The organism is Streptomyces sp. NPDC051909 (genome assembly GCF_040681095.1).
Classification (GTDB): Bacteria; Actinomycetota; Actinomycetes; order Streptomycetales; family Streptomycetaceae; genus Streptomyces.
Genome location: NZ_JBFAYA010000004.1, coordinates 200852 through 221277 on the forward strand (window position 1 = coordinate 200852; position 20426 = coordinate 221277).

General features: G+C 74.9%; 15 protein-coding genes and 4 pseudogenes. 11 read left to right on the plus strand and 8 right to left on the minus strand.

Annotated features, from left to right (window positions below; all coding sequences use genetic code 11):
- Window positions 1-113: 113 nt before the first annotated feature.
- Window positions 114-971, minus strand: coding sequence for a universal stress protein (locus AB0M18_RS08440; protein ID WP_365756043.1), 858 nt, complete (start codon window positions 969-971; stop codon window positions 114-116).
- A gap of 161 nt (window positions 972-1132) precedes the next feature.
- Between AB0M18_RS08440 and AB0M18_RS08445 the strand changes: the two genes are divergently transcribed.
- Together AB0M18_RS08445 and AB0M18_RS08450 are read left to right on the plus strand one after the other, a co-directional pair.
- A complete protein-coding gene (locus tag AB0M18_RS08445; protein ID WP_365756044.1) occupies window positions 1133-2065 on the plus strand; it encodes a universal stress protein in 933 nt (310 codons plus the stop codon).
- 55 nt (window positions 2066-2120) lie between these two features.
- Window positions 2121-3074 carry a universal stress protein gene (locus AB0M18_RS08450; protein WP_365756045.1) on the plus strand — a complete coding sequence of 318 codons (954 nt, stop codon included), beginning with the start codon at window positions 2121-2123 and terminating at the stop codon, window positions 3072-3074.
- Window positions 3075-3077: 3 nt separating this feature from the next.
- Here AB0M18_RS08450 and AB0M18_RS08455 read toward each other — a convergent pair whose 3' ends face one another.
- The 4 genes from AB0M18_RS08455 to AB0M18_RS08470 form a co-directional block, all read right to left on the minus strand.
- On the minus strand, window positions 3078-4430 hold the full coding sequence (locus AB0M18_RS08455; RefSeq protein ID WP_365756046.1) for a nicotinate phosphoribosyltransferase: 1353 nt from the start codon (window positions 4428-4430) through the stop codon (window positions 3078-3080).
- Window positions 4431-4500: 70 nt separating this feature from the next.
- Entirely contained in the window at window positions 4501-5154 is a 654-nt protein-coding gene (locus tag AB0M18_RS08460) for a CBS domain-containing protein (RefSeq protein ID WP_365756047.1), read from the minus strand.
- A 122-nt stretch (window positions 5155-5276) separates the two neighbouring features.
- Entirely contained in the window at window positions 5277-6779 is a 1503-nt protein-coding gene (locus tag AB0M18_RS08465; RefSeq protein WP_365756048.1) for an MBL fold metallo-hydrolase, read from the minus strand.
- 47 nt (window positions 6780-6826) lie between these two features.
- On the minus strand, window positions 6827-7924 hold the full coding sequence (locus AB0M18_RS08470) for a nitroreductase family protein (RefSeq protein ID WP_365756049.1): 1098 nt from the start codon (window positions 7922-7924) through the stop codon (window positions 6827-6829).
- A gap of 298 nt (window positions 7925-8222) precedes the next feature.
- On the opposite strand from AB0M18_RS08470, the gene AB0M18_RS08475 reads away from it, so the two are divergent.
- Together AB0M18_RS08475 and AB0M18_RS08480 are read left to right on the plus strand one after the other, a co-directional pair.
- A complete protein-coding gene (locus AB0M18_RS08475; RefSeq protein WP_365756050.1) occupies window positions 8223-9263 on the plus strand; it encodes a universal stress protein in 1041 nt (346 codons plus the stop codon).
- Window positions 9264-9397: 134 nt separating this feature from the next.
- Window positions 9398-11173, plus strand: coding sequence for a GAF domain-containing protein (locus tag AB0M18_RS08480; protein WP_365756051.1), 1776 nt, complete (start codon window positions 9398-9400; stop codon window positions 11171-11173).
- Window positions 11174-11307: 134 nt separating this feature from the next.
- Here the strand turns inward: AB0M18_RS08480 and AB0M18_RS08485 are convergent.
- Window positions 11308-11982, minus strand: a pseudogene (locus AB0M18_RS08485) (response regulator transcription factor); the annotation flags it as partial.
- 181 nt (window positions 11983-12163) lie between these two features.
- Here AB0M18_RS08485 and AB0M18_RS08490 point away from each other — a divergent pair.
- Window positions 12164-13393, plus strand: coding sequence for an FAD-dependent oxidoreductase (locus AB0M18_RS08490; protein ID WP_365756052.1), 1230 nt, complete (start codon window positions 12164-12166; stop codon window positions 13391-13393).
- 134 nt (window positions 13394-13527) lie between these two features.
- Window positions 13528-14430, plus strand: coding sequence for an RNA polymerase sigma-70 factor (locus AB0M18_RS08495; protein ID WP_365756236.1), 903 nt, complete (start codon window positions 13528-13530; stop codon window positions 14428-14430).
- 31 nt (window positions 14431-14461) lie between these two features.
- On the opposite strand, the pseudogene AB0M18_RS08500 reads toward AB0M18_RS08495, so the two are convergent.
- A pseudogene (locus AB0M18_RS08500) lies at window positions 14462-14608 on the minus strand (MFS transporter); the annotation flags it as partial.
- Between the two features lie 2 nt (window positions 14609-14610).
- On the opposite strand from AB0M18_RS08500, the pseudogene AB0M18_RS08505 reads away from it, so the two are divergent.
- Window positions 14611-15159 (plus strand): annotated as a pseudogene (locus AB0M18_RS08505) (LysR substrate-binding domain-containing protein); the annotation flags it as partial.
- Between the two features lie 234 nt (window positions 15160-15393).
- Here AB0M18_RS08505 and AB0M18_RS08510 read toward each other — a convergent pair.
- Window positions 15394-15864: a DIP1984 family protein gene (locus tag AB0M18_RS08510; protein ID WP_365756053.1), complete on the minus strand. Its 471-nt coding sequence runs from the start codon at window positions 15862-15864 to the stop codon at window positions 15394-15396.
- 122 nt (window positions 15865-15986) lie between these two features.
- On the opposite strand from AB0M18_RS08510, the pseudogene AB0M18_RS08515 reads away from it, so the two are divergent.
- The 4 genes and pseudogenes from AB0M18_RS08515 to AB0M18_RS08530 all read left to right on the plus strand — a co-directional run bounded on the left by AB0M18_RS08515 (window position 15987) and on the right by AB0M18_RS08530 (window position 20426).
- Window positions 15987-16059 (plus strand): annotated as a pseudogene (locus AB0M18_RS08515).
- A 91-nt stretch (window positions 16060-16150) separates the two neighbouring features.
- Window positions 16151-17305, plus strand: a complete 1155-nt coding sequence (locus tag AB0M18_RS08520; RefSeq protein ID WP_365756054.1) for a gala protein — start codon at window positions 16151-16153, stop codon at window positions 17303-17305.
- The gene (locus AB0M18_RS08525) at window positions 17302-19215 is read left to right on the plus strand and encodes an ankyrin repeat domain-containing protein (protein ID WP_365756055.1); all 1914 of its coding nucleotides are present in this window, start codon (window positions 17302-17304) and stop codon (window positions 19213-19215) included. Before AB0M18_RS08520 ends, AB0M18_RS08525 begins: the two co-directional genes overlap by 4 nt.
- On the plus strand, window positions 19212-20426 hold the full coding sequence (locus AB0M18_RS08530) for an AAA family ATPase (protein WP_365756056.1): 1215 nt from the start codon (window positions 19212-19214) through the stop codon (window positions 20424-20426). Before AB0M18_RS08525 ends, AB0M18_RS08530 begins: the two co-directional genes overlap by 4 nt.

Sequence of the window (20426 nt, forward strand, 5' to 3'; positions counted from 1 at the left end):
ACCTCCACTGGACGGCGAATCCCCGCCCTGGGCCTTCCCCGCTCCGTGCGCCTACCCGGCCCGACCGCCGCCACGCACGGGCCGCCGCACCTCCTGCCCGCCGGTGCGGCCGGTCATTCGTGCGGCAGGAGGACGACCGGCGCCGGGCTGTGGTGGAGGACACCGTGGGCCACGCTGCCGATGTGGGTGCTCAGCGGGGAGCGGCGGATGCGACGGCCGATGACCACGAGGGAGGCGTGTGCGGCGGTGCGGACGAGTTCGGGGCCGGCCGAGCCGAGCACCACGCGGTCGGTCACGGGGACGCCCGGGTACCTGGCGCGCCAGGGGAGGAGCTGGTCGTCGAGCGAGCGCTGGATCTCGGGGGTCACGGCCGGCCGGACGTCCGGGACCATCGACGGGCCGAGCCCGGCGAAGGGCGGCAGCTGCTGGACGTACGTCACGTGCAGCGGGCTGCCGCGACGCGCGGCCTCCTCGAAGGCGAACCCCAGCAGGCCCTCGGCCGGCTGACGCACGTCCACGCCGACCGACACCGGGCCGTCCGGCGGCGCCGGCGGGTCTCCCGCGCGGACCAGGACGACGGGCCGCTCGACCAGGCCCGCCACCGTCATGCCGACCGAGCCCAGGAAGTATCCGGCCACGGCGCCGAGCGCGCGTGAGCCGAGGACCAGCAGGTCGGCGTCGTCGGCGGCGGTGACCAGGCCGGGCACGGCGTCGCCGGGCAGCAGCTCGGTCGTGACCGACAGGCCCGGCCGCCGTTCGCGCAGGGCCGCCGACGTACGGGCGAGCAGATCCTCGGCCCAGGACTCGACGGGCTCGCGCGCCACGAAGGGCACGAGGGCGTCCGGCGACGGCACCAGCACATGCACCAGACGCACCGCCGCGCCGCGCAGCACCGCCTCGTCCGCCGCCCACGCGGCGGCGGACTCCGCCTGCTCCGTACCGTCCAAGCCGACCACGATGCTCCGCGTCACGTCCGGTCACCTCCTGTGGACCCACTCCTTCCATCATTCGCGCCACCACCGCCACGGGCCACCGGGGCCGACCGGCCCTATCCCTCGTGCCCGGCCGGTGCGAGGGTGGCAGCGTGGAGGTGGCGGCAGACCACCTCACGCGGCGGAAGGCGGTGGGCGCGATGGGATCGCCTCTGGGGACGGAGCCCCCGGTCACAGCACCTCTGGTGGTGGGAGTCGACGGTTCCGACGCCAGTCTCGCGGCGCTCGACTGGGCCGTCGACGAGGCCGCGCGCCACCGGCTGCCCCTCCGGGTCGTCCATGCCTCGCTCTGGGAGCGGTACGAGGGCGTGGAGCCGGCCGACTCCACGCACCGCCCCTCCGGGCAGGTGCTCGCCGAGAGCATCGTCGCCGCCGCGGCCGACCGCGCCCGGCTCCGCGCGCCCGGGGTCGCCGTCACCACCGACGTCCTCGCCGAGGACCCGGCGGGCGCCCTGCTCCGGGAGGGCCAGGACGCCACGCTCCTCGTCGTCGGCTCCCGGGGACGCGGCGCGTTCAAGGACCTGCTCCTCGGCTCCGTGGGCCTCGTCGTGGCGGCCCGCTCGGCCGGGCCGGTCGTCGTCGTCCGCGGTGACCGGTACGCCCTGGACAGCCGCCACGGACGGGTGCTGCTCGGCGTCGGAGAGCACGACGTGGACTCGCCGGCCGTGCGGTTCGCCTTCCGGGAGGCGGCCGTACGCGGTGCCGAGCTCGACGTCGTACGGACCTGGCAGCACCGCTCCCACGAACCGGCCGCCCACCCGCTGCTCACCGGCGAGGGCGGCGTGCTGGCCGAGCACGAGGCCTCCGACCTGCTCGACAAGGCGCTCGACGCGGTGGCCCGCGAACACCCGGACGTCCGGCTCCGCAGGACCACGGCCGAGGGCCATGCCCACCGCGTCCTCACCGAACGGTCCGCGGCCGCCGACCTGCTGGTCGTCGGTGCGCGTCGCCGTGACGGGCTCGTCGGCCTGGAACTCGGCAGGGTCGCCCACCGCGCCCTGCACCACGCGGCGTGCCCCGTCGCCGTCGTACCGCAGCGGCGACCGCACACCGCCGAGGAGTCACTGGACTGAGCCTCGGCAGTCCGCTCCCGGACGCACCACCGCGGAGGGACGAGGAGGGAGAACCATGAGCGGCGACAGAGAGACGGAGAACGGGCAACCCGCCCGGCCGGAGCTCGGCAACGTCGTGGTCGGCATCGACGGTTCCCCGGCCGCGCGGACGGCCGCGCTCTGGGCCGCCGCCGAGGCCGCCCGCCGCGGCCGCACCCTGCATCTGGTGCACGCGGCCGACACCGACCGGCGTGCCCTGTTCGCCGACGCGGAGACGATCCAGACGGTGCGCGAGGTCGGCCGTGACCTGCTGACCGACACCGCCGAGGCGGTGCGGGAACGATTCCCCGACCTCTCCGTGAGCCGGGAGCTCGGCCGCCAGGAACCGGTCTCCGGGCTGCTCGCGGCCGCCGGGCGGAACGGGACGATCGTCGTCGGTCACCGCGGACTCGGCGGATTCGCCACGCTGATGCTCGGCTCCGTCGGCCTGGGCGTGGCGGCCCGCGCCGACGTGCCCGTGATCGTCGTACGCGGGGAGGACGAGCGCCCCGAGACGGGTACGGTCCTCGCGGCCGTGCACGACCCCTCGGACCTGGGGTGGCTGCTGCTCGCCGCCGCCGAGGCCGAGGCCCGCAAGGCGTCCCTGCGGCTGGAGAGCGTGTGGAACGTGTTCGCCCACGTCGGCAGGGTCGCCACCATGCTGGACGACCTCGACGGGATCGCCCGGCGCCGGGTCCGGGAGGCGAAGGAGCTGGCCGACCGCGTCCGGCGGGCCCACCCCGGCCTGAACGTCACGCACCACGTGGAGACGGGCACGAGCACCCCCGGAATCCTGATCGAGGCGAGCCGCGGCGCCGACCTGCTCGTGATGGGCCGCGGCGGCCGGCCGCTCGGCCTCGGGCCCGCGCTCGGGAGGGTCGCGCACGCCCTGATCCACCACGCCCACTGCCCGGTCGAGATCGTCCCGCACACCTTCCCGGCCTCGGGCCCGGGCCCCACGGCCACGGACCACGACGACGGTCCGGCCTAGCGTTCAGTCCGTCGCCGGCCGCCGGCCCGCCGTCCCCGTCCGCGCCTCGATCCGGTGCCGGACGACCGTCGTCAGGACCGTGAGCCGCGTCGACGCCGTGGGCACCGGCGGCACCGGGTCCGTGATGCGGCGGGCCTCCTCCGGGAGCGCGGCGAGATCGGACTCGAAGCGGGCCCGGGCGGCGGCCGGTGTGTCGGGCGGATCGATCCGCAGACCGCCCCGCATCACCGTGCGCAGCAGGGGCTCCGTGCCCTCGGGCGGCTCCTCGTTCGCCAGGCCGATGACATCGCGAAGCCCGGGGCCGCGGAAGACCTGCTTGGGTCCGGGGGCCGTCACCTTCGCCGCGGACAGCTTCATCACCGGCCGCCCGTCGTACTCGACGAGCTTGTACGCCGCGTCCAGATACGGGGCGTCGGCGGCCGTGCCCACCTTCGACCCCACCGCGTACGCGTCGATCGGCGCCCCCTCCCGTACGAGCCGGTCGACGGCGTACTCGTCCAGGCCGCCGCTCGCGATGATCCGCACCTCGCCGAGCCCCGCCGCGTCCAGCGCGGCCCGCGCCCGGGCCGCCTGCGCCCCCAGGTCACCGCTGTCGAGCCGGATCCCGCACCCGGCGCCGAGGCCCAGGTCGGCGAAGATCCGGGCGGCCGTCGCCACCCCGCGATCGGTGTCGTACGTGTCGACGAGGAAGGTCACCGGACCCGGATGCGTGCGGGCGAAGGCCCGGAACGCCGCCTCCTCGGAGGGGAAGGCCTCGACGTACGAGTGGGCCATCGTGCCCGCCGCCGGGATGCCCCAGCGGTGGGCGGCGGCGACGTTGCTGGTGCCGGCGAAGCCGACGAGCCCGCACAGCCGCGCCACCCGCAGACCGGCCTCCGGCCCGTGCGTCCGGCGCAGCGAGAAGTCCACCAGCGGCCGCCCGGCCCCGGCGAGCACGCACCGGGCCGCCTTGGACGCGATCGCCGTCTGGTGCACCACGAGGGACAGCAGGTGCGTCTCGACGAGCTGTGCCTGCGGCAGCGGCGCGGTCACCTCCAGGAGCGGTTCGCCCGCGAACACCAGCCGCCCCTCGGGCACGGCACGCACCTCGCCGTCGAAGGAGAGACCGCGCAGCGGCTCCAGGTCCGCCACGGGCCGCCGCAGCACCTCGGCGAACTCCTCGACGTCGGCGCGGCCCACCCGGTAGCGGGAGAGGAGCTCCAGGACCGGTTCGAGACCGGCCGCGACGAGGAAGCCCCGGCCCGGCGGCAGGTCGCGCACGAAGAGGCTGAACGTGGCCGGCGCCCGCATGTCCTCCCGCAGGTAGGACAGCGCCATGGTGACCTCGTACAGGTCGGTGGACGTCACCTCGGACATGTATCGAGGATGCGCGGCCGGCCGGCGCCGCGCACGGCGACGGGTCGGCGAGCGGCATCCCGGGGCCGGCCTACCCGCCAGGCCGCGCGGTCAGCTCGCTCCGTACGTCCACCACACCCTCCACGGTCCGGGCGAGCCGCGCCGCCATGGGAATGAGCGCGCTGTCGCGGACCTCGCCGGAGAGGGTGACGACGCCCGCGTCGACGCGGACGGCGACCCGGTCGCGGGAGAGCGGGAAGAGGTGCTCGACGACGTCCCTGCGGACCTCCGCGGCCAGCTCCTCGTCCGTGCGCAGGAAGACCTTGAGGAGGTCGGCGCGGCTCACGATCCCCAGGATCGTGCCGTGCTCGTCGACGACCGGCAGCCGCTTCACCCGGTGGGCGGCCATCAGGCGGGCGGCGCGGGGGAGCGAGGCCTCGGGGCCCACGGTGACGGCGGGGGAGGTCATCAGGTCCTTCGCCCGGCGCGATCCGGCCTTGGCGGTGGCCTCAAGGCGGTGCAGCTGCTCGACGAGGCCGAGGCGGTGGTCGCGGAACTCCTCCTTGAGGAGCAGATCCGCCTCCGAGACGATGCCGACGACCCGGCCCTCGCCCGCGAGGACGGGCACGGCGGTGATCTTCCACCGCTCCATGGCGGCGACGATCTCCTTGAAGTCCGCGTCCGACTGCACGGCGACGACCCTTCTGGTCATCACGTCGGCCACGGTGAACGGCTGCGTGGTCATGGCACTCTCCTCACCGGCCGAGCGGTCGACGCCGGGGCAGGGGAAACGACGGAGCTGGGAAAGCGACGGAGCTGGGAATGCGACGGGGCGGGGAACGGTGGGGCAGCGGGGCCTCAGGGCGGTCAGCGGATCAGGACGGCCTCCCCGGAGCGCGGCACGACGGCCGTCCAGCCCAGCTCGCGGTCGATGCGCTCGCGCAGCGCCTCGGAGGCGGCCGGCTCGCCGTGCACCAGGTAGGTGGTGTGCGGGGCGGGCGCGCCGCGCAGCCAGCCGAGGATCTGCTCCGCGTCGGCGTGCGCCGAGAAGTGCGGCACGTCGGCGACCTCGGCGCGCACGGGTACGTACTGGCCGAACATCTTCAGGGCGCGCGCCCCGTCCACCAGGTCCCGCGCCCGGCTGCCCGCCGCGGCGAATCCGACCACGACGACCGAGTTGCGCGGGTCGGGCAGGAGCCGGCGCAGATGGTGCAGGACACGGCCGCCGGTGGCCATGCCGGCCGAGGAGACGATGACGGCGGGGCCGGGCACGCTGTTGATCTCGATGGACTCCTGCACGGTCCGTGCGGCGAGGAACGGGGCCGGGCTCAGCGCCGCCGCTCCCGCGGCCAGGATCTCCGGCCGCAGCTCGGCGGACCGCTCGCGCACCGCGTCCTGGTACACGTCGAGCGCGGCCAGGGCCATCGGACTGTCCACGTACACGGGTACGGACCGGGGCAGGACACCCGTCTCGCGCAGCCGGGTCAGCTCGTGCAGGACCACCTCGGTCCGGTCGATCGCGAAGGCCGGTACGACGACGGTGCCGCCCCGCGCCACGGTACGGGAGATCACGTCCGCGAAGGCCGAGCGGCCCGACTCCTGGTCGTGGTGGCGGTCGCCGTACGTCGACTCCATGAGCAGCACGTCCGCGCCCGAGAACGGCTCCGGCGGCAGCAGCAGCGGATGCCCCGGACGCCCGAGGTCCCCGGACACGGCGAGGCTGTGCCCGTCCTCCAGGGTCAGCCGGGCCCAGGCCGAACCGAGGATGTGGCCGGCGTGGTGCAGCGTCAGCCGGTTGCCGCCGGTGATCTCCACGTCCGCGCCGACCGGGACCGGGTCGAGGAAGGCCAGCGTCTTGTCGACGTCGGTGTCGTCGTACAGCGGCTTGGCCGGACGGTGCTTGGACCAGCCGTGCTCGTTGGCGTGCCGGGCCGCCTCCGTCTGCAGCCGGGCGCTGTCGCGCAGCACGATCTCGGCGAGGCGCGCGGTGTGCGGGCTGGTGAGGATCGGGCCCCGGAAGCCCTGCCGGACCAGTCGGGGCAGATAGCCGCAGTGGTCCAGGTGCGCATGGGTGACCACGACGGCGTCGATGTCGGCGGCGTCGCGCGCGAACCGCTCCCAGTTGCGCCGGCGCAGCTGGGCGAAGCCCTGGAAGAGCCCGCAGTCGACGAGGATCCGCGCCCGGTCGCTCTCCACCAGGAACTTGCTGCCGGTGACCGTGCCCACCCCGCCCAGGAAGCTGAGCAGGGCCGGCCGCGGCGAGCCGCTCCGGGAGCCGGAGTCCGAGTCGGACCCGGACTCGGTGAAGGCGCCGGTGGCGGTGTCGGCGGGGGCGCCGGCGGGGGCGGGCTTCGGGGCTGCGGTGGACATGGCCGGAACTCCTCGGGGTCGGAAGGTGGCAGGCGACGCACCGTGCGTCAGGTGAACGACAGGACCTCGTCGACCGGGCGGCGCGGCGTGGCCCGGCCACGGGGGCCGTAGCCCAGGCGGATGACCATGTGCACGAAGCCGGTGGTGGAGCCGGGGTCACGGGCGACGGAGCGCAGTTCCGGCCATTCGAGGGGCTGGGACATGAGGGAGGTCGACAGCCCGTCGAGGGTGGCGCGGAGCAGGACCCGCTGCATGGCCTGCCCGGCCTTCAGCCAGTCCGCCGGGGTGTCCTCGACCGTGCCGAGGAGCACGATCTGCGGGCTCCTCTCGAAGCGCGCCGACTCGCGGCCCGGGACGGGCCGGTGGTCGCCGAAGTCGCGCACCGGGGAGGTCACGTCGTACTGCCGGGGGCCGAGCGCGTACGAGGGGATGCCCTCGGTCCGGAGGTCCGCACCGCCCGCGTGCGCACCGCCCGTGTGCGCGCCCTCCGTCTTCTCGCCGCCGGCGCGCTCGCCGTCCGAGGCCTTGCCGTCCGGGGCCTCGCGGTCCGTGCCCTCGTCCTCCAGGCCGGTGCGCACCCACGCCTTGATCTCGCCGCGCACGTCCGGGGCGGCGGCCTCGAAGCGCGCCGAGTCCTGGACGAGGTCGAGCACCGTGTCGGCGTGCCAGGCACCCGGCACCACCAGGCGGCAGCCCTCCAGGAACGCGGCCGAGCGGAGTCCGTCGAGGATCTCCGGCGGGACGCGTTCGTCGGTGAACGGGAACCGGCTGGTGTGCCGTTCCCGGAGCGCGGGACGGAGCGCGGCCAGTTCGTCGTCGTGCTCGATGACCGTGGCGGCGATCCGCACGTCGGCGAGGTGCCAGGGATCGCCCGGGTCGGGCAGCAGCCGCACGACGGCGTGCCGTCCCCGATGGGCGGCGGCCACCCGCAGGTTGAAGAGGGCGGCGCCGCAGCCGAGGTGGAGCGCGCGGTGGTTCGGGTCCTCGGCCGGCATGGCCCGCGCGGGATCCCCGTACAGCTCGACGGTCCCGGTGTCCGTCCGGTGGACGAATCTCCACGGCTGCGCGTTGTGCATCGACGGTGCGGTGACGGCGTCCTCGATCAGCGACGTCATGAGCGCGCGGGTCGGAGCGGTGGTGGACACGGTTCCTCCTGACGGTGAGGCCACCGAAGAACGTCGGCGTCGGGAGCGGGCGGGCCGGGGGCGGGCGGCGGCAGGGGACCCGTCGTCCGCCTCATCACCGTGCCTCCTCCACGGGCATTCGGCCAACGGGCGGTGCCGTGCCACCACGGTCCGTCGCCGGGCCCCCTTCCCGGGAGGGCCGAACGGTCCCCGGGACACGGACCGAGAGGGCCCTGTCCTGGCCCCGCCGGCCCTCCGGCCGCCCGCCCGGCGCGTGCCACGGTGGAAACGTCGACCTTCGCGCTCCAGGAGGACCACCATGGACGGAACCACCGACCGCCCGGGATCGGCCCCCGGCCCCCGCTCGGGCTCCGGTCCCGGTCCCGGTCCCGGACGGATCGTCGTCGGTGTGGACGGATCGCCGTCCGCGGACGCGGCGGCCGCCTGGGCCGCGCGGGAAGCCGAGCTGTGGCACACCGGTCTGTGCGTCGTGCACGCCACGGACACCAGCGCCCTCTACCTGCGCCCGGAGGAGACGGAACGGATCCGCCGCACCGGACGGGAGCTCCTCGACCGGGTGGCCGCGACGGTCACGGCGCGCCACCCCGAGGTGCCCGTCGTCACGGAGCTCGACGACGGAACGGCCCCTGCCGCGCTGCGCGCCGCGGCGGCGCTGACCGGCATGATCGTCGTCGGGCACCGCGGTCTCGGCGGGTTCTCCTCCCTGGTGCTCGGCTCGGTCGGACTCGAACTCGCGGGCGCCGCCACCGCCCCGGTGGTCGTGATCCGCGACGGCGAGCAGCCGCGTCGGCCGGCCGCCTCGGACAACGCCGCCGGGCCCGCCGGGCCCGCCGGGCCCGCCGAAGTCGCCGAACCCGTCGAGGCCGGTGCCGTCCTCGCGGCCGTCCGGGACGTGAACGACGAGGGCTGCGCGCGGGCGGCGGCCCGCGAGGCCCTGCTGCGCAAGGTGCCGCTGCGCCTGCTCCACGTATGGAGCACCACGCCCTACCTGGGCGGCCTCCGCACCCCCGCCGTCGAAGCGCAGGTGCGGCCCCTGACCGGGATGGCGGCCTCGCTCCGGGCGGAGTTCCCGGACCTCACGGTGGACACCGCCGGCGAGAAGGGCCGCAGTGTCGCCGGAGCGCTCGTCGAGGCGTCACGGCACGCCGACCTCCTGGTCGTCGGCGGCCGGCGGGCCCCGGGCTATCTCGGTCCGACGCTCGGCAGGACGACGCTCGGCCTGCTGCAGCACGCCCACTGCCCCGTGGAACTCATCCCCCGGCACGGTTCCGAAACCGGCCCCGGCGCCGCCCTCGGAGCCGTACTGGAACAGGCACGCGCCCACGGCAGCACCTCATGACCGTGACGACCCGGCCGGGCGCCGGTGCGGGCGCCTCGGCATGAATGCCCCGGGCATCCGGATTACGGTGAAGGCGGGCGTGACGGGCACGACGGGCGGTCCGCACGACCGACCGGACCGGACCGGAGGTGCCGATGGGCCGCGAGGACAGTGCCGCGCCGGACGCCCGCGAGCACGGTGCCGCGCCGGACGCCCGTGCGCGGCTGCCCCGGCTGCGGCTCGACGAACTCCTCGACGAGCTCCAGTCCCGGATCGACGAGGTCCGGGGCACGCGTGACCGGCTGAACGGACTGCTCGAAGCCGTCATGTCGGTCGGGCGTGAGCTCGACCTGCCGCACGTGCTGCGCGGCATCGTGGAGGCGGCTGTCACCCTGGTCGACGCCGAGTACGGCGCCCTGGGCGTGATCGGCGACGACCGGAGGCTGTCCGCGTTCCTGCCCGTCGGCATCGACGATGAACTGCGGGAGCGGATCGGCACGCTGCCGTCCGGGCACGGCATCCTGGGCGAGCTGATCCGCCGTCCCGAGCCGCTGCGGCTCTCGGAGCTGTCGGAGCACCCCGCCGCGTACGGCTTCCCGCCCCACCACCCGCCGATGCACTCGTTCCTGGGCGTGCCGATCCGGGTCCGCGACGAGGTGTTCGGCAATCTCTACCTCACCGAGAAACGGGGCGGGGCGGACTTCGACGCCGAGGACGAGGCCGTCGTCACCACCCTCGCCGTCGCCGCCGGCATCGCCATCGAGAACGCGCGGCTGTACGAGGAGGGCCGGCTGCGGCAGCGCTGGCTGGCCGCCGGCTCCGACGTCACCAGCGCCCTGCTGTCCGGCGCGGCCGAGACCGAGGTCCTCGACGGCCTCCTGGAGCGGGCGGTGGACATCTCCGGAGCCGACCTCGGGCTCTTCCAACTCATCGGCGGAAAAGGAGAGCTGACGGGCACGCTGGCCGTCGGTCACGGCGCCGGTGCCCATCGCGGCTTCGTACGGTCCGAGGTCGACGGGACCCTCGCGGGCGCCGCGCTCCACGGGGGCGGCGACGGTCTCGTCACCCTGTCCGACGTCGCGAGCGACGCCCGGATCACCGTGCGGCCCGAACGCTGGGACGGCTTCGGCCCGGCGGTGGCCGTCACCGTCGGCACCGAGCAGCGCCTCAGCGGCGTGCTGATCCTGGCCCGGCGCACCGGCCGGCCGGTCTTCAGCGGGGCCGAGATCGGTGCCCTGCCAGGCTTCGCCGGACAGGTGGCGCTCGCCCTGGAACTCGCCGACCGGCGCCGTTCCGCCGAACAGGTGAGTCTTCTGGAGGACCGCGACCGGATCGCCCGCGACCTGCACGACCTGGCCATCCAGCGGCTGTTCGCCACGGGGATGACGCTGCAGAGCGCCCGCCGCTTCGTCGAGCACCCGGAGGCGGTGGACCGGCTGTCCCGAGCGGTCGACGACCTGGACGCCACCATCAAGATCATCCGCTCGACCATCTTCGGCCTCCGCGAGCGCGACCCCGCCGGCCGGACCCCGAAACTCCGCGAGCGCGTCGTCCGGGCCGTCGAGGCGGCCGCCGGCACCCTCGGCTTCGCCCCCGCGCTGCGCATGGAGGGTCTGCTCGACACCGAGGTGCCGGACGCGACGGCGGACGAGGTCCTCGCGGTCGTCGGCGAGGCCCTCACCAACGTCGCCCGCCACGCCCGCGCCCGCCATGCCGAGGTCGCGGTCGTCGCCGAGGGCGGCACGCTCGCCGTGACGGTGAGCGACGACGGCATCGGCATCCCGCCCGGCGGCTCCCGCAGCGGCCTGCGCAACCTCGCCGAACGCGCCGCCCGCCTGGGCGGCGAGCTCACGATCCACGCCCGCCCGGAACCGGGCCGCGGCACCGTCCTCGACTGGCGCGTCCCGCTCCGGAAGGCCGAGAAGACCTAGTCGGCGCCGCCCCAGGTGCCGGACCGCCGGTCCACGGCCTCACCCCCATGCCCGTGTCCGTGTCCGTGCCCGTGCCCGTGCCCGGGTCCGTGATCCTGCTCGTTCTGGTGCTCGCGGTCGCGGTCATGGTCGTGCTCGCGCTCGTGCGCCTCGGCGGCGATCACGGCGGCCTGTACCCGCCGCTCCACCCCCAGCTTCCCCAGCAGCCGCGAGATGTGGTTCTTGACCGTCTTCTCCGAGAGGTAGAGCCGCCCCGCGATCTGCCGGTTGGTGAGCCCCTCGCCGATCAGATCGAGTACGGAGCGTTCCCGCTCGGACAGGCCGGCGAGCCGTTCGTCCTCCGCGGGCCTGGCCGTCTCGGGGGCGCGCAGCGAGTCCATCAGGCGCGCGGTGGTCGCCGGGTCGAGCATCGACTGGCCGGTCGCCACGGTCCGGATCGCCGCGACCAGGTCCGAGCCCTTGATCTGCTTCAGCACATAGCCGGCGGCGCCGGCCATGATCGCGTCGATCAACGCGTCCTCGTCGTCGAACGAGGTGAGCATCAGGCACGCGAGCCCCGGCATCCGCGAGCGCAGCTCACGGCACACGGTGATCCCGTCGCCGTCCGGCAGCCGCACGTCGAGCACGGCCACGTCCGGCCGCAGCGCCGGACCCCTGGCCACGGCCTGGTCGGCCGTCCCGGCCTCACCGACCACCTGGAGATCGGGCTCGTCGTCGATCAGGTCCCGCAGCCCCCGGCGGACGACCTCGTGGTCGTCCACGAGGAACACACGGGTCGCCGTCGTGGCCGCCGCCGGCTGATCGCTCATGGGTGCCCCCTGCGCTCGCTGGGTTCCTTGCCCGCTCCTACAGGCTTCCACCTTTCCCAAGGATGTGCTGTCAGGCGAGGAAGGCGGCGGCCCGTTCGCCAGGGGCGGAGGATGTCACGACGGGTGATGTGACATGGGTCACATCACCCGACTGTCACGTCCGGCGAGGGCCGGCTGTCCCATGAGCGTCACCGGCACCGAGGCCGGTGCGCGACCCAGGGAGTACGTGATGGACAACGGCCACCGCATCGTCGTTCTCGGCGCCGGCTACACCGGCATGTTCACGGCCATCCGGCTGGCGCACCGGACCCGCCGCGACGGTGTGAGCATCACCCTTGTGAACCCTTCGAGCCGCTTCGTCGAGCGGCTGCGGATGCACCAGATCGCCGCCGGGCAGGAACTGCCCCACCACCGGATCGCCGACCTGCTCGACGGCACCGGCGTCACCTTCGTGCAGGGCGCCGCCACCGTCATCGACGCCGACGCGCGCCGCGTCACCCTCGACGGCGCGGCCGCCTCCCTCCCGTACGACACGCTCGTGTACGCGCTGGGCAGCGCGACCGACACCGGCAAGGTCCCCGGCGCCGAGACCCACGCGTACACCCTCGACAGCCCCGAGACCGCCGGACGTCTCGCCGCGCGGCTCGCGGAGGTCGCCGCGGCCGGCGGCACCGTCACCGTCTGCGGTGCCGGGCTGACCGGGATCGAGGCGGCCGCGGAGATCGCCGAGGCCCGTCCGGGGCTGAAGGTCACCCTGGTCGGCACCGAGGAGCCGGGCGCCATGATGGGGGAGAAGGCCCGCGCCTACCTGCACCGCGCGCTCGACCGCCTCGGCGTCACCCGCGAGACCGGCGTCCGGGTCGCCAAGGTGCTGCCCGCGGCCGTCGAGCTCGCGGACGGGCGGACGCTCCGCTCCGACGTCTGCCTGTGGACCGCGGGCGTCAAGGTCTCCCCGCTGGCCGCCGACGCCGGGATCGCCACCGACGCCCACGGGCTGATCCTCACCGACGCCACGCTGCGCTCGGTCTCCCACCCGGAGATCCACGCCGTGGGCGACGCGGCGGCCGTACGGCTCGCCTACGGGCAGCTGCACGGCTCCTGCCAGAGCGGGCTGCCGACCGCGCAGTACACCGCCGACACGATCGCGCGGCTGGTGCGCGGCAAGTCCGTGAAGCCGTTCCGCTTCGGCTACTTCCACCAGCCGGTCAGCCTGGGCCGGCGGGACGCCGTCATCCAGTTCACCAAGGCCGACTTCACCCCGGCGGGCATGCGCCTCACCGGGCGCGGCGCCGTCGCGTACAAGGAACTGGTCAGCGGCAGCCCGCTGTTCGCGTACCGCTGCAGCAAGCGCGTGAACGTCTCCACCATCGTCTCCAAGGGCGGCCGCGCCACCCGCGAGCCCGCGGCGTGAACGCCACCGGGAGCACCGCCGCCGGCGCCGTCGCCGCGGACCGGTCCTTGCCGCCCGCGGCGCCGCACTGCCAGCATGACCCGGTGATCGACAACGGCGCCGGGCAGGACCAGGACCAGGACCAGGACCGGAACATGGACCAGGGTCAGGGTCAGGGCCAGGGTCAGGACCCGTATCTCGCGCACCGCAGGCTGCTGTTCGCCACCGCCTATCGCATGCTGGGGAGCGTCGGCGACGCGGAGGACGTGCTGCAGGACGCCTGGCTGAAGTGGAGCACCGTCGACCGCGGCACGGTCGACCATCCCAAGGCGTATCTGGTGCGCACGGTCACCAACCTCTCCCTGAACCGCCTCACCTCCGCGCGCGCCGCCCGCGAGACCTATGTCGGCCCGTGGCTCCCCGAACCCCTGCTGACGTCCCCGGACATCGCCTCGGAGGCCGAAGTGGCCGACTCCGTCTCGACCGCCATGCTCGTGGTCCTGGAAACCCTCAGCCCCGTCGAGCGCGCCGTGTTCCTGCTCCGGGAGGTCTTCGGCTACTCACACGCGGAGATCGCCGAGACCCTCGAACGGCCCGAGGCCACGGTCCGTCAGATCGCCCACCGCGCCCGTGCGCACGTCCAGGCCCGCCGCCCCCGCTTCGACGCCGACCCCGACCGGCGGCGACGGGTCACCGACCGGTTCCTGGCGGCCTGCTCGGGCGGCGACCTGAACGCCATGATGGAACTGCTCGCCCCCGACGTGACCGCCTGGTCCGACGGCGGCGGCAAGGTCACCGCCGCCCGCCGCCCGCTGTACGGCATCGACCACGTGGCCCGCTGGCTCCTGGGCTTCCTGGCCAAGCCCGAGCTCGCCGAACTGCGCATGGAGCCCGCCGTCGTCAACGGCGAGCTCGGCGTCCTGGCCACGCTCGGCGGACACACCGTCGGCGCCCTCTCCTTCGACATCGCCGACGACCGCATCCACCACCTGCGCTTCCAGGTCAATCCCGACAAGCTCGGCGGGCTGACTCCGGAGAACGGTCTGACCGCTCTCTGAGGCGCCGGAACGCCGCCCCGCCGGAGGGGAGCAGCAGCGCGGTCGAGGCCTTGGCCGTCACCGACCAGGCGGACAGCGTGCGGGCGACCCGCTCGGGTGCGGTGCGGGTGAGGCGGTAGGTGGCGGAGACGGGGTTGAAGACCGCGCAGCAGAAGACGAGGCCGAGCTCGACGCCGATCCGACGGGCAGGCCTTCCTGCCCCACGCCCGGGAGCTGCTGCGTGTCGCCGACCGGGCCGTCGCCTCCGTGCGCACCGACCGGCGTCCGCTGCGCGTCGACGCGATCAACTCGCGCGGCGCGGCGTCGGGGCTGCTGCGCGGATTCCACCGCACGCACCCCGACATCGAGCTCGACGTCGTGATGCTGTTCGACGTCGACACGGCCGTCGCCGCCATCCGGTCCGGCACGATCGACGCGTCCTTCCGCGCCGTCGCCGCGCCCGGCCGCTCCCTGCCCGAGGACATCGCGTCCGTACGCGTCCTCGACGAGCCGCTCCAGCTGCTCACCGGCCCCGCCCACGCACTGGCCGCCGCCCGTTCGGTGCCGCTCGCCGAGCTGGCCGGCCACCGCATCTGGATGCCCGACCCGACCGCCGTCCACCCGCACTCGCTCCTCTGGCACCGCGACAATCCGCACCCGGCCCTGCCCGCCCTGCGTGCCCATCCCGCGACGACGGCACCAGGGCACGACGCCCCGGGCACGTGGGTGCCGGACTGGGTGCTGCCGTAGTGATGTGGAAAGCCCCGAACCCGCCCTCGCCGCCTCGGATCTGCACGTGGTGATGTGCCGTGCGCTGTGCGCCTTTACCTGTACGCGGTGCTGAGCTGCGCTGTTCAGAGGGGAATCGAACCCCCGCGTTGCCCTTCACGCGCCAAGAAAGGGGCCGGAAAACCGCCGGCCCTCGGTGTGTGCACGCCTCCGAAGCAGCTACCTGCTCCACATCGTTCCGGTCTGCCGGACCGCTCAGTCCAGCAGATCGACCTCCCAGTTCGTGCGCTGGATCCGCACGTCGACCTCGCGGATCTCCCGGGCGAGCGCGTCCGCCTGGGCGCGCAGGTCGGCGACCGGAAGCGCGGAGAGCATCAGCAGCTCGGACCGGAGCTGGCGGCCGTATCCCCGCTCGCCCTTGCCGGCCGCCGCGTCCGCCGCCGCGGTGACCACGGAGTGGCGCAGCCGCAGGACGTCCCGGCGCGCGAGCGCGTCGGTGAGGGTGCCGTCCGGGCCCATCTCCACGGTGGCGTTGGTCCGGTTGATCCGCCGGATCAGCGATTCCAGGGCCTCCAGCACCTCACCGGCCTCGGCAAGCAGCTGGGCCGCGTCCTCGGCGGGTGTCTCGCCCTCCTGGTACCTGGCGTTGTCGACGACGCGCGCCCGCAGCTGTTCCACGCGGCGCGTCGCCTCCGCACGTTCCGCCAGCGCCTCGGCAAGCTTCACGGTCCCCGCCTCCCCTTTCGCATGAGCCCGCCCGAGTATACGAGCGTGAACCGGCTCCCAACCTGAAGGGGGTTCCGACGGCTATCGAACTCGCATGCGAATTCGGTTATGATCACCCCAGCAAGGCCGTAGCGCAGAGGTCGTCGCGCCCACGCATCGAGCTGGAGGACGTCGGTTCGAATCCGACCGGTCTTGCGCCTACTTGATGTCGGCGTCACCGAGGGCGCCGACGACGTGAAGGTCGAAGCGGAACGCCGGTCCCCGGCGCCAGACCGGTGGAGTGGTGATGGCCCAGCCGACAACGCCCGTACGCTGCCCGGCGATCGAGCACCCCGACCTGCCTCCGGCCGACCCCGCGCTGTTCGCGCCGCTGCTCGACCGCCTCGCGGACGAGCGCGCGGTCACCGGCGACGAGAACTTCCCGCTCGGCACCCTGCGCGCCGACGGCCGGGTCGACCTGTGCAAGCAGGGTCTGGGGCCCGGCGGCGCCGCCCGCCTCGTCCCCGCGGCCCTCGCCTCCCCGCACGCCGCGCATCTGCTGCTCGGCACCAACTCCCTCGGCGACGAGGGCGTACGCACCCTGGCCGCGGCCCTCGCCGACACGCGCCGCACCGGCGCCGCTCACCGGGTACACACCCTCTACCTCGGCTGCAACCGCATCGGCCCGGCCGGAGTCACCGCCCTCGCCGAGGCGCTCGCCGACGACACCACCGTCCGCGCCCTGTGGCTCAAGCGGAACCCCGTCGGCCCGGCCGGCGCCCGCACCCTCGCCGGGCTGCTGCGGCGCAACACCGCGCTGCGCACCCTCGACCTGGTCAACTCCGGCATCGGAGCGGAGGGTGTACGCGTCCTCCTCGACGCCCTCCTGGACCGCGCCGCCCCGCTCGAACGCCTCTTCCTCGGCGGCAACGGCCTCTCCGCCGCCGACGCCCCGCTGCTTGCCGCGCTCGTCCGCGACGCCGGGGTCCGGGAGCTGTACGTCCCGGCCAACCACCTCGGCGACGCCGGCACCGCGGTCCTCGCCGCCGCGACCGACGCCACCCGCCCCGTCCGGCTCGGCCTCGGCGGCAACGGCATCGGCCCGGCCGGCGCCCGGGCCCTCGCGGACGCCCTCGACGGCATCGACACCCTCGACCTCGGCCGCACCATGTCCGAGCGCAGCCTCGGCGCCCCCGGCAACACCACCGGCGACGACGGCGCCCACGCGCTCGCCGCGGCCCTGCCCGGCAGCCCGCTGCGCCGCCTCGAACTACGTCACACCGGCCTCACCGGCCGCGGTGCGAAGACCCTGCTCGCCGCGCTCGACGACGCCCACCGCCTCGAATACGTGGGCCTCGGCCCCGGCCTGCCCCGCCGGGTCAAGCGCTCCTTCACCGAGCGGCTCCGCCCGTCCCGCCCCACCCACCCCGACCTGCGCGCGATCGGCAGCCTCTACCGATGACCCCGCCCATGCCCCTGCCGCCCGGGGCCCTCTCGCCCGCCGACGCCTCCGCCTGGACCCGGATCCGGCGCTTCGCCGTGCCCGGCTGGATGATCGAACGCGCCACCGAGGCCCGGCTCGCCGGGGACTGGCGGGCGGCCTGCGCCGCGGCCGCCGTCGACGTCCCCGACGACCTCGACCCCGAGCGCGTCGCCGAACGGCACGGCCCCGAGGTCGCCGCCCGACTGGCCGACGACCTGCGCCACTTCGCCCCCGACCTGCTGCGCTGGCACTTTCCGCGCACCCTGGGCGGCCACACCACGTTCGCCGTCGGCCGACGGGTCGTTCTCGCCGGCTACGGAACAGACGGACCCGTCCTGTCCGTCACCAACCTGCCGATGCTGGAAGGACCGCAGCGGCTCCGCCTCGACCTGGGTCCGGCCCGCCGGGCCGACACCCTCCACGGGGTGACGTACCTCCAGGAGGACTGGACCGCCGCCCGCCGCTTCTGGGACGCCCGCCGTTCCGCCGAACTGCGCCTGAGCGCCGGTCCGGTCGCCACCGGCAGGCTGCCCTTCCTGCACCCGGACGGCACCCCGCTCACTTCGGACGAACTGCCCGACACGGACCCGGGCCCGAGCGCCGACCCGGCCACCCGCGCAGAGTGGATCGCCGTTCTGCACTCCCGAGGGGAGCACGTCGAGGCCTACGCCGCCGCCGGACTCGACCTCGACCGCACGCCCGTGCCCCCGAGGACCCGGTCCCGGTACACCTACCCGGAGCTCGACGTCGCCGGGCTCGTGACGCACGGCGCCCTGGACCTCAGCCGCCTCGCTCCCGAACTCCGCCTGCTGTGGAACGCCGGACGGGGTACGAGCTTCCGCCTGCCCGTGCACTGGCGCGGCGAACTGTGGACCACCCTCGACGTCACGGACGCCGACGCCCCGGTCGTACGGATCGCGGGCCGCGAGCGCGGCCAGGACGACGCCGTCCCGTTCCTGCCCTCGTACATCCGGCAGCACCTCCCCGACATCCAACTGCTGCGCGAGGGACGGATCCGGCCCGAGGCGCTGCACCCGCTGGTGACCGCCGCGCTGTTCCCCGAAGCGGCACCCGCCACCGGCCCGGCCGGCCCGCGCGCGGCCGAACCGGTTCGGGTCCGCTGCGGCGGTGTCTGGCACGAGGTCGTCTCCAGGGACGGGGTCCTTGACGTCCCGCACACGCGAGAGGAGCAGCAGCGCGAACAGGCCCTGCGCGCCTTCGGCGGCACCATCTCCGGCTGTTTCGCCACCCAACTGGCCTGGACGACGGGTGAGGGGCGGCTGCCCCGGGCCCTGCAGGCCCAGCGGCGCGAGCTGTTCGAGTACGTCCAGCACGGCGACATCCCCGCGGTCATGGCCCTCCTCGACGCCGGCTGGGACCCGCACGTCCGCGACCGCCGGGGGCGCGGCCTGCTGCACCTCCTGCACCTGCTCGACCACCGGGAGCTGCTGCCGCGGCTGCTGGCCGCCGGGCTCGACCTGAACGCGCGCGACAGGGCGGGGGTCACGCCGCTCCAGGTCGCCGTCGCCCAGCAGGGCTCGCCCGCGCTGGTGCGGGACCTCCTGGACGCCGGTGCCCGTATCGACGTCGTCGACGAGATGGGACTCTCCCTCGCCCAGGTGATCCGCCAATACCAGCGGAGGGACCTGGCCTTCCTGCGCCGCCGTGTGCTGAAGGAGTATCCGGGGCTGGGCTCCGACTGGTTCGAGGGCTACATGGACGAGCGGAGCAGGGACGAGGATCCGGGCTGGGACGAGGAGCCCGAGCCGGACCAGCACCAGGACCAGGACGAGGACCAGGACCAGGACCTGGACCGGGGGCAGGCTCAGGAACCGGATCCGTTCGGCGACGCCGACCCCTTCGACAAGGACGAGGACGCCTCCGTATGACCACCGCCTCCACCGCGCCCCGCGCCGGCTCCGTCCCCGCCCCGCTCGCCGCGGCCGACGCCCTCAACGCGCGCCTCCGCGTCACCCGCACCGAGGCCTCCGGCAACCCGCAACTGGAAGCCCTCGCCCTGGCCGTGACGGCCAATCAGCCCGTGCTGCTCTGGGGCGAGCCCGGCATCGGCAAGTCCGCCGGCATGCGGCAGCTCGCCGACGCCCTCGGCGTCGAACTCGAGACCGTCGTCGCCAGCGTCCACGAGCCCTCCGACTTCGCCGGACTGCCGATCGTCGGAGACGACCCGGCCACCACCGGCGTGCCGATGGCCCCGCCGGACTGGGCCGTCCGGCTCGCCGAGACCGGCCACGGCCTGCTCTTCTTCGACGAGCTCTCCTCGGCGCCGCCCGCCGTGCAGGCCGCCCTGCTGCGGGTCGTCCTCGAACGCCGCGTCGGCAGCCTCACCCTGCCCGAGTCGGTACGTGTCGTCGCCGCCGCCAACCCGCCCTCCAGCGCCGCCGACGGCTGGCACCTCAGCCCGCCGCTCGCCAACCGCTTCGTCCACCTCGACTGGACCCACGACCCGCGCACCGTCGCCCGCGGCATGGCGGGCACCTGGCCCGAGACCGCCCTGCCGACCGTCGACCCGGCGCGTGTCTCCGGCGCCGTCGCCCGCGCCCGCGGTGTGATCTCCGGCTTCCTCACCGCCCGCCCCGGCCTCGTGCACCACCTGCCGAAGGAGGCCGAGGGCCGAGGTCGCGCCTGGCCGTCCCCGCGCTCCTGGGAGGCGGCGCTGCGGCTGCTCGCCACCGGGTACGCGTCCGGCGCCGGGCAGCAGGCCACGGCGGCCGCCGTCATCGGCGCCGTCGGCGAGGCCGCCGGCATCGAGCTGCTCTCGTACCTGGAGAACCTCGACCTGCCCGACCCCGACAAGGTCCTCGCCGACCCGTCCGCCTTCGCGCTGCCCGAACGCGGCGACCGCCAACTGGCCTTCCTCATCGCCGTCGTCGCCGCCGTGCAGAGCGAACCCACCCGCCCGCGCTGGGAGGCCGGCTGGGAGGTCCTCGCCAAGGCCGTCGACGCGGGAGTCCCCGACGTCGCCGCCCGCGCCGCCCGCGACCTCGCCGTCATGCGCGAGCCCGACTGGCCCATCCCGCCCGGCATCGACGCCTTCCTGGAACTCCTCCAGCTCGCCGGCGCCCTGCCCGGCGCGCGCTGA

Bases quoted from the DNA above. Each gene is read 5' to 3' on its own strand.
- AB0M18_RS08445 (WP_365756044.1), top strand. From the start codon at position 1,133: ATGGGATCGCCTCTGGGGACGGAGCCCCCGGTCACAGCACCTCTGGTG.
- AB0M18_RS08450 (WP_365756045.1), top strand. From the start codon at position 2,121: ATGAGCGGCGACAGAGAGACGGAGAACGGGCAACCCGCCCGGCCGGAG.
- AB0M18_RS08455 (WP_365756046.1), bottom strand. From the start codon at position 4,430: ATGTCCGAGGTGACGTCCACCGACCTGTACGAGGTCACCATGGCGCTG.
- AB0M18_RS08460 (WP_365756047.1), bottom strand. From the start codon at position 5,154: ATGACCACGCAGCCGTTCACCGTGGCCGACGTGATGACCAGAAGGGTC.
- AB0M18_RS08465 (WP_365756048.1), bottom strand. From the start codon at position 6,779: ATGTCCACCGCAGCCCCGAAGCCCGCCCCCGCCGGCGCCCCCGCCGAC.
- AB0M18_RS08475 (WP_365756050.1), top strand. From the start codon at position 8,223: ATGGACGGAACCACCGACCGCCCGGGATCGGCCCCCGGCCCCCGCTCG.
- AB0M18_RS08480 (WP_365756051.1), top strand. From the start codon at position 9,398: ATGGGCCGCGAGGACAGTGCCGCGCCGGACGCCCGCGAGCACGGTGCC.
- AB0M18_RS08490 (WP_365756052.1), top strand. From the start codon at position 12,164: ATGAGCGTCACCGGCACCGAGGCCGGTGCGCGACCCAGGGAGTACGTG.
- AB0M18_RS08495 (WP_365756236.1), top strand. From the start codon at position 13,528: ATGGACCAGGGTCAGGGTCAGGGCCAGGGTCAGGACCCGTATCTCGCG.
- AB0M18_RS08520 (WP_365756054.1), top strand. From the start codon at position 16,151: ATGGCCCAGCCGACAACGCCCGTACGCTGCCCGGCGATCGAGCACCCC.
- AB0M18_RS08525 (WP_365756055.1), top strand. From the start codon at position 17,302: ATGACCCCGCCCATGCCCCTGCCGCCCGGGGCCCTCTCGCCCGCCGAC.
- AB0M18_RS08530 (WP_365756056.1), top strand. From the start codon at position 19,212: ATGACCACCGCCTCCACCGCGCCCCGCGCCGGCTCCGTCCCCGCCCCG.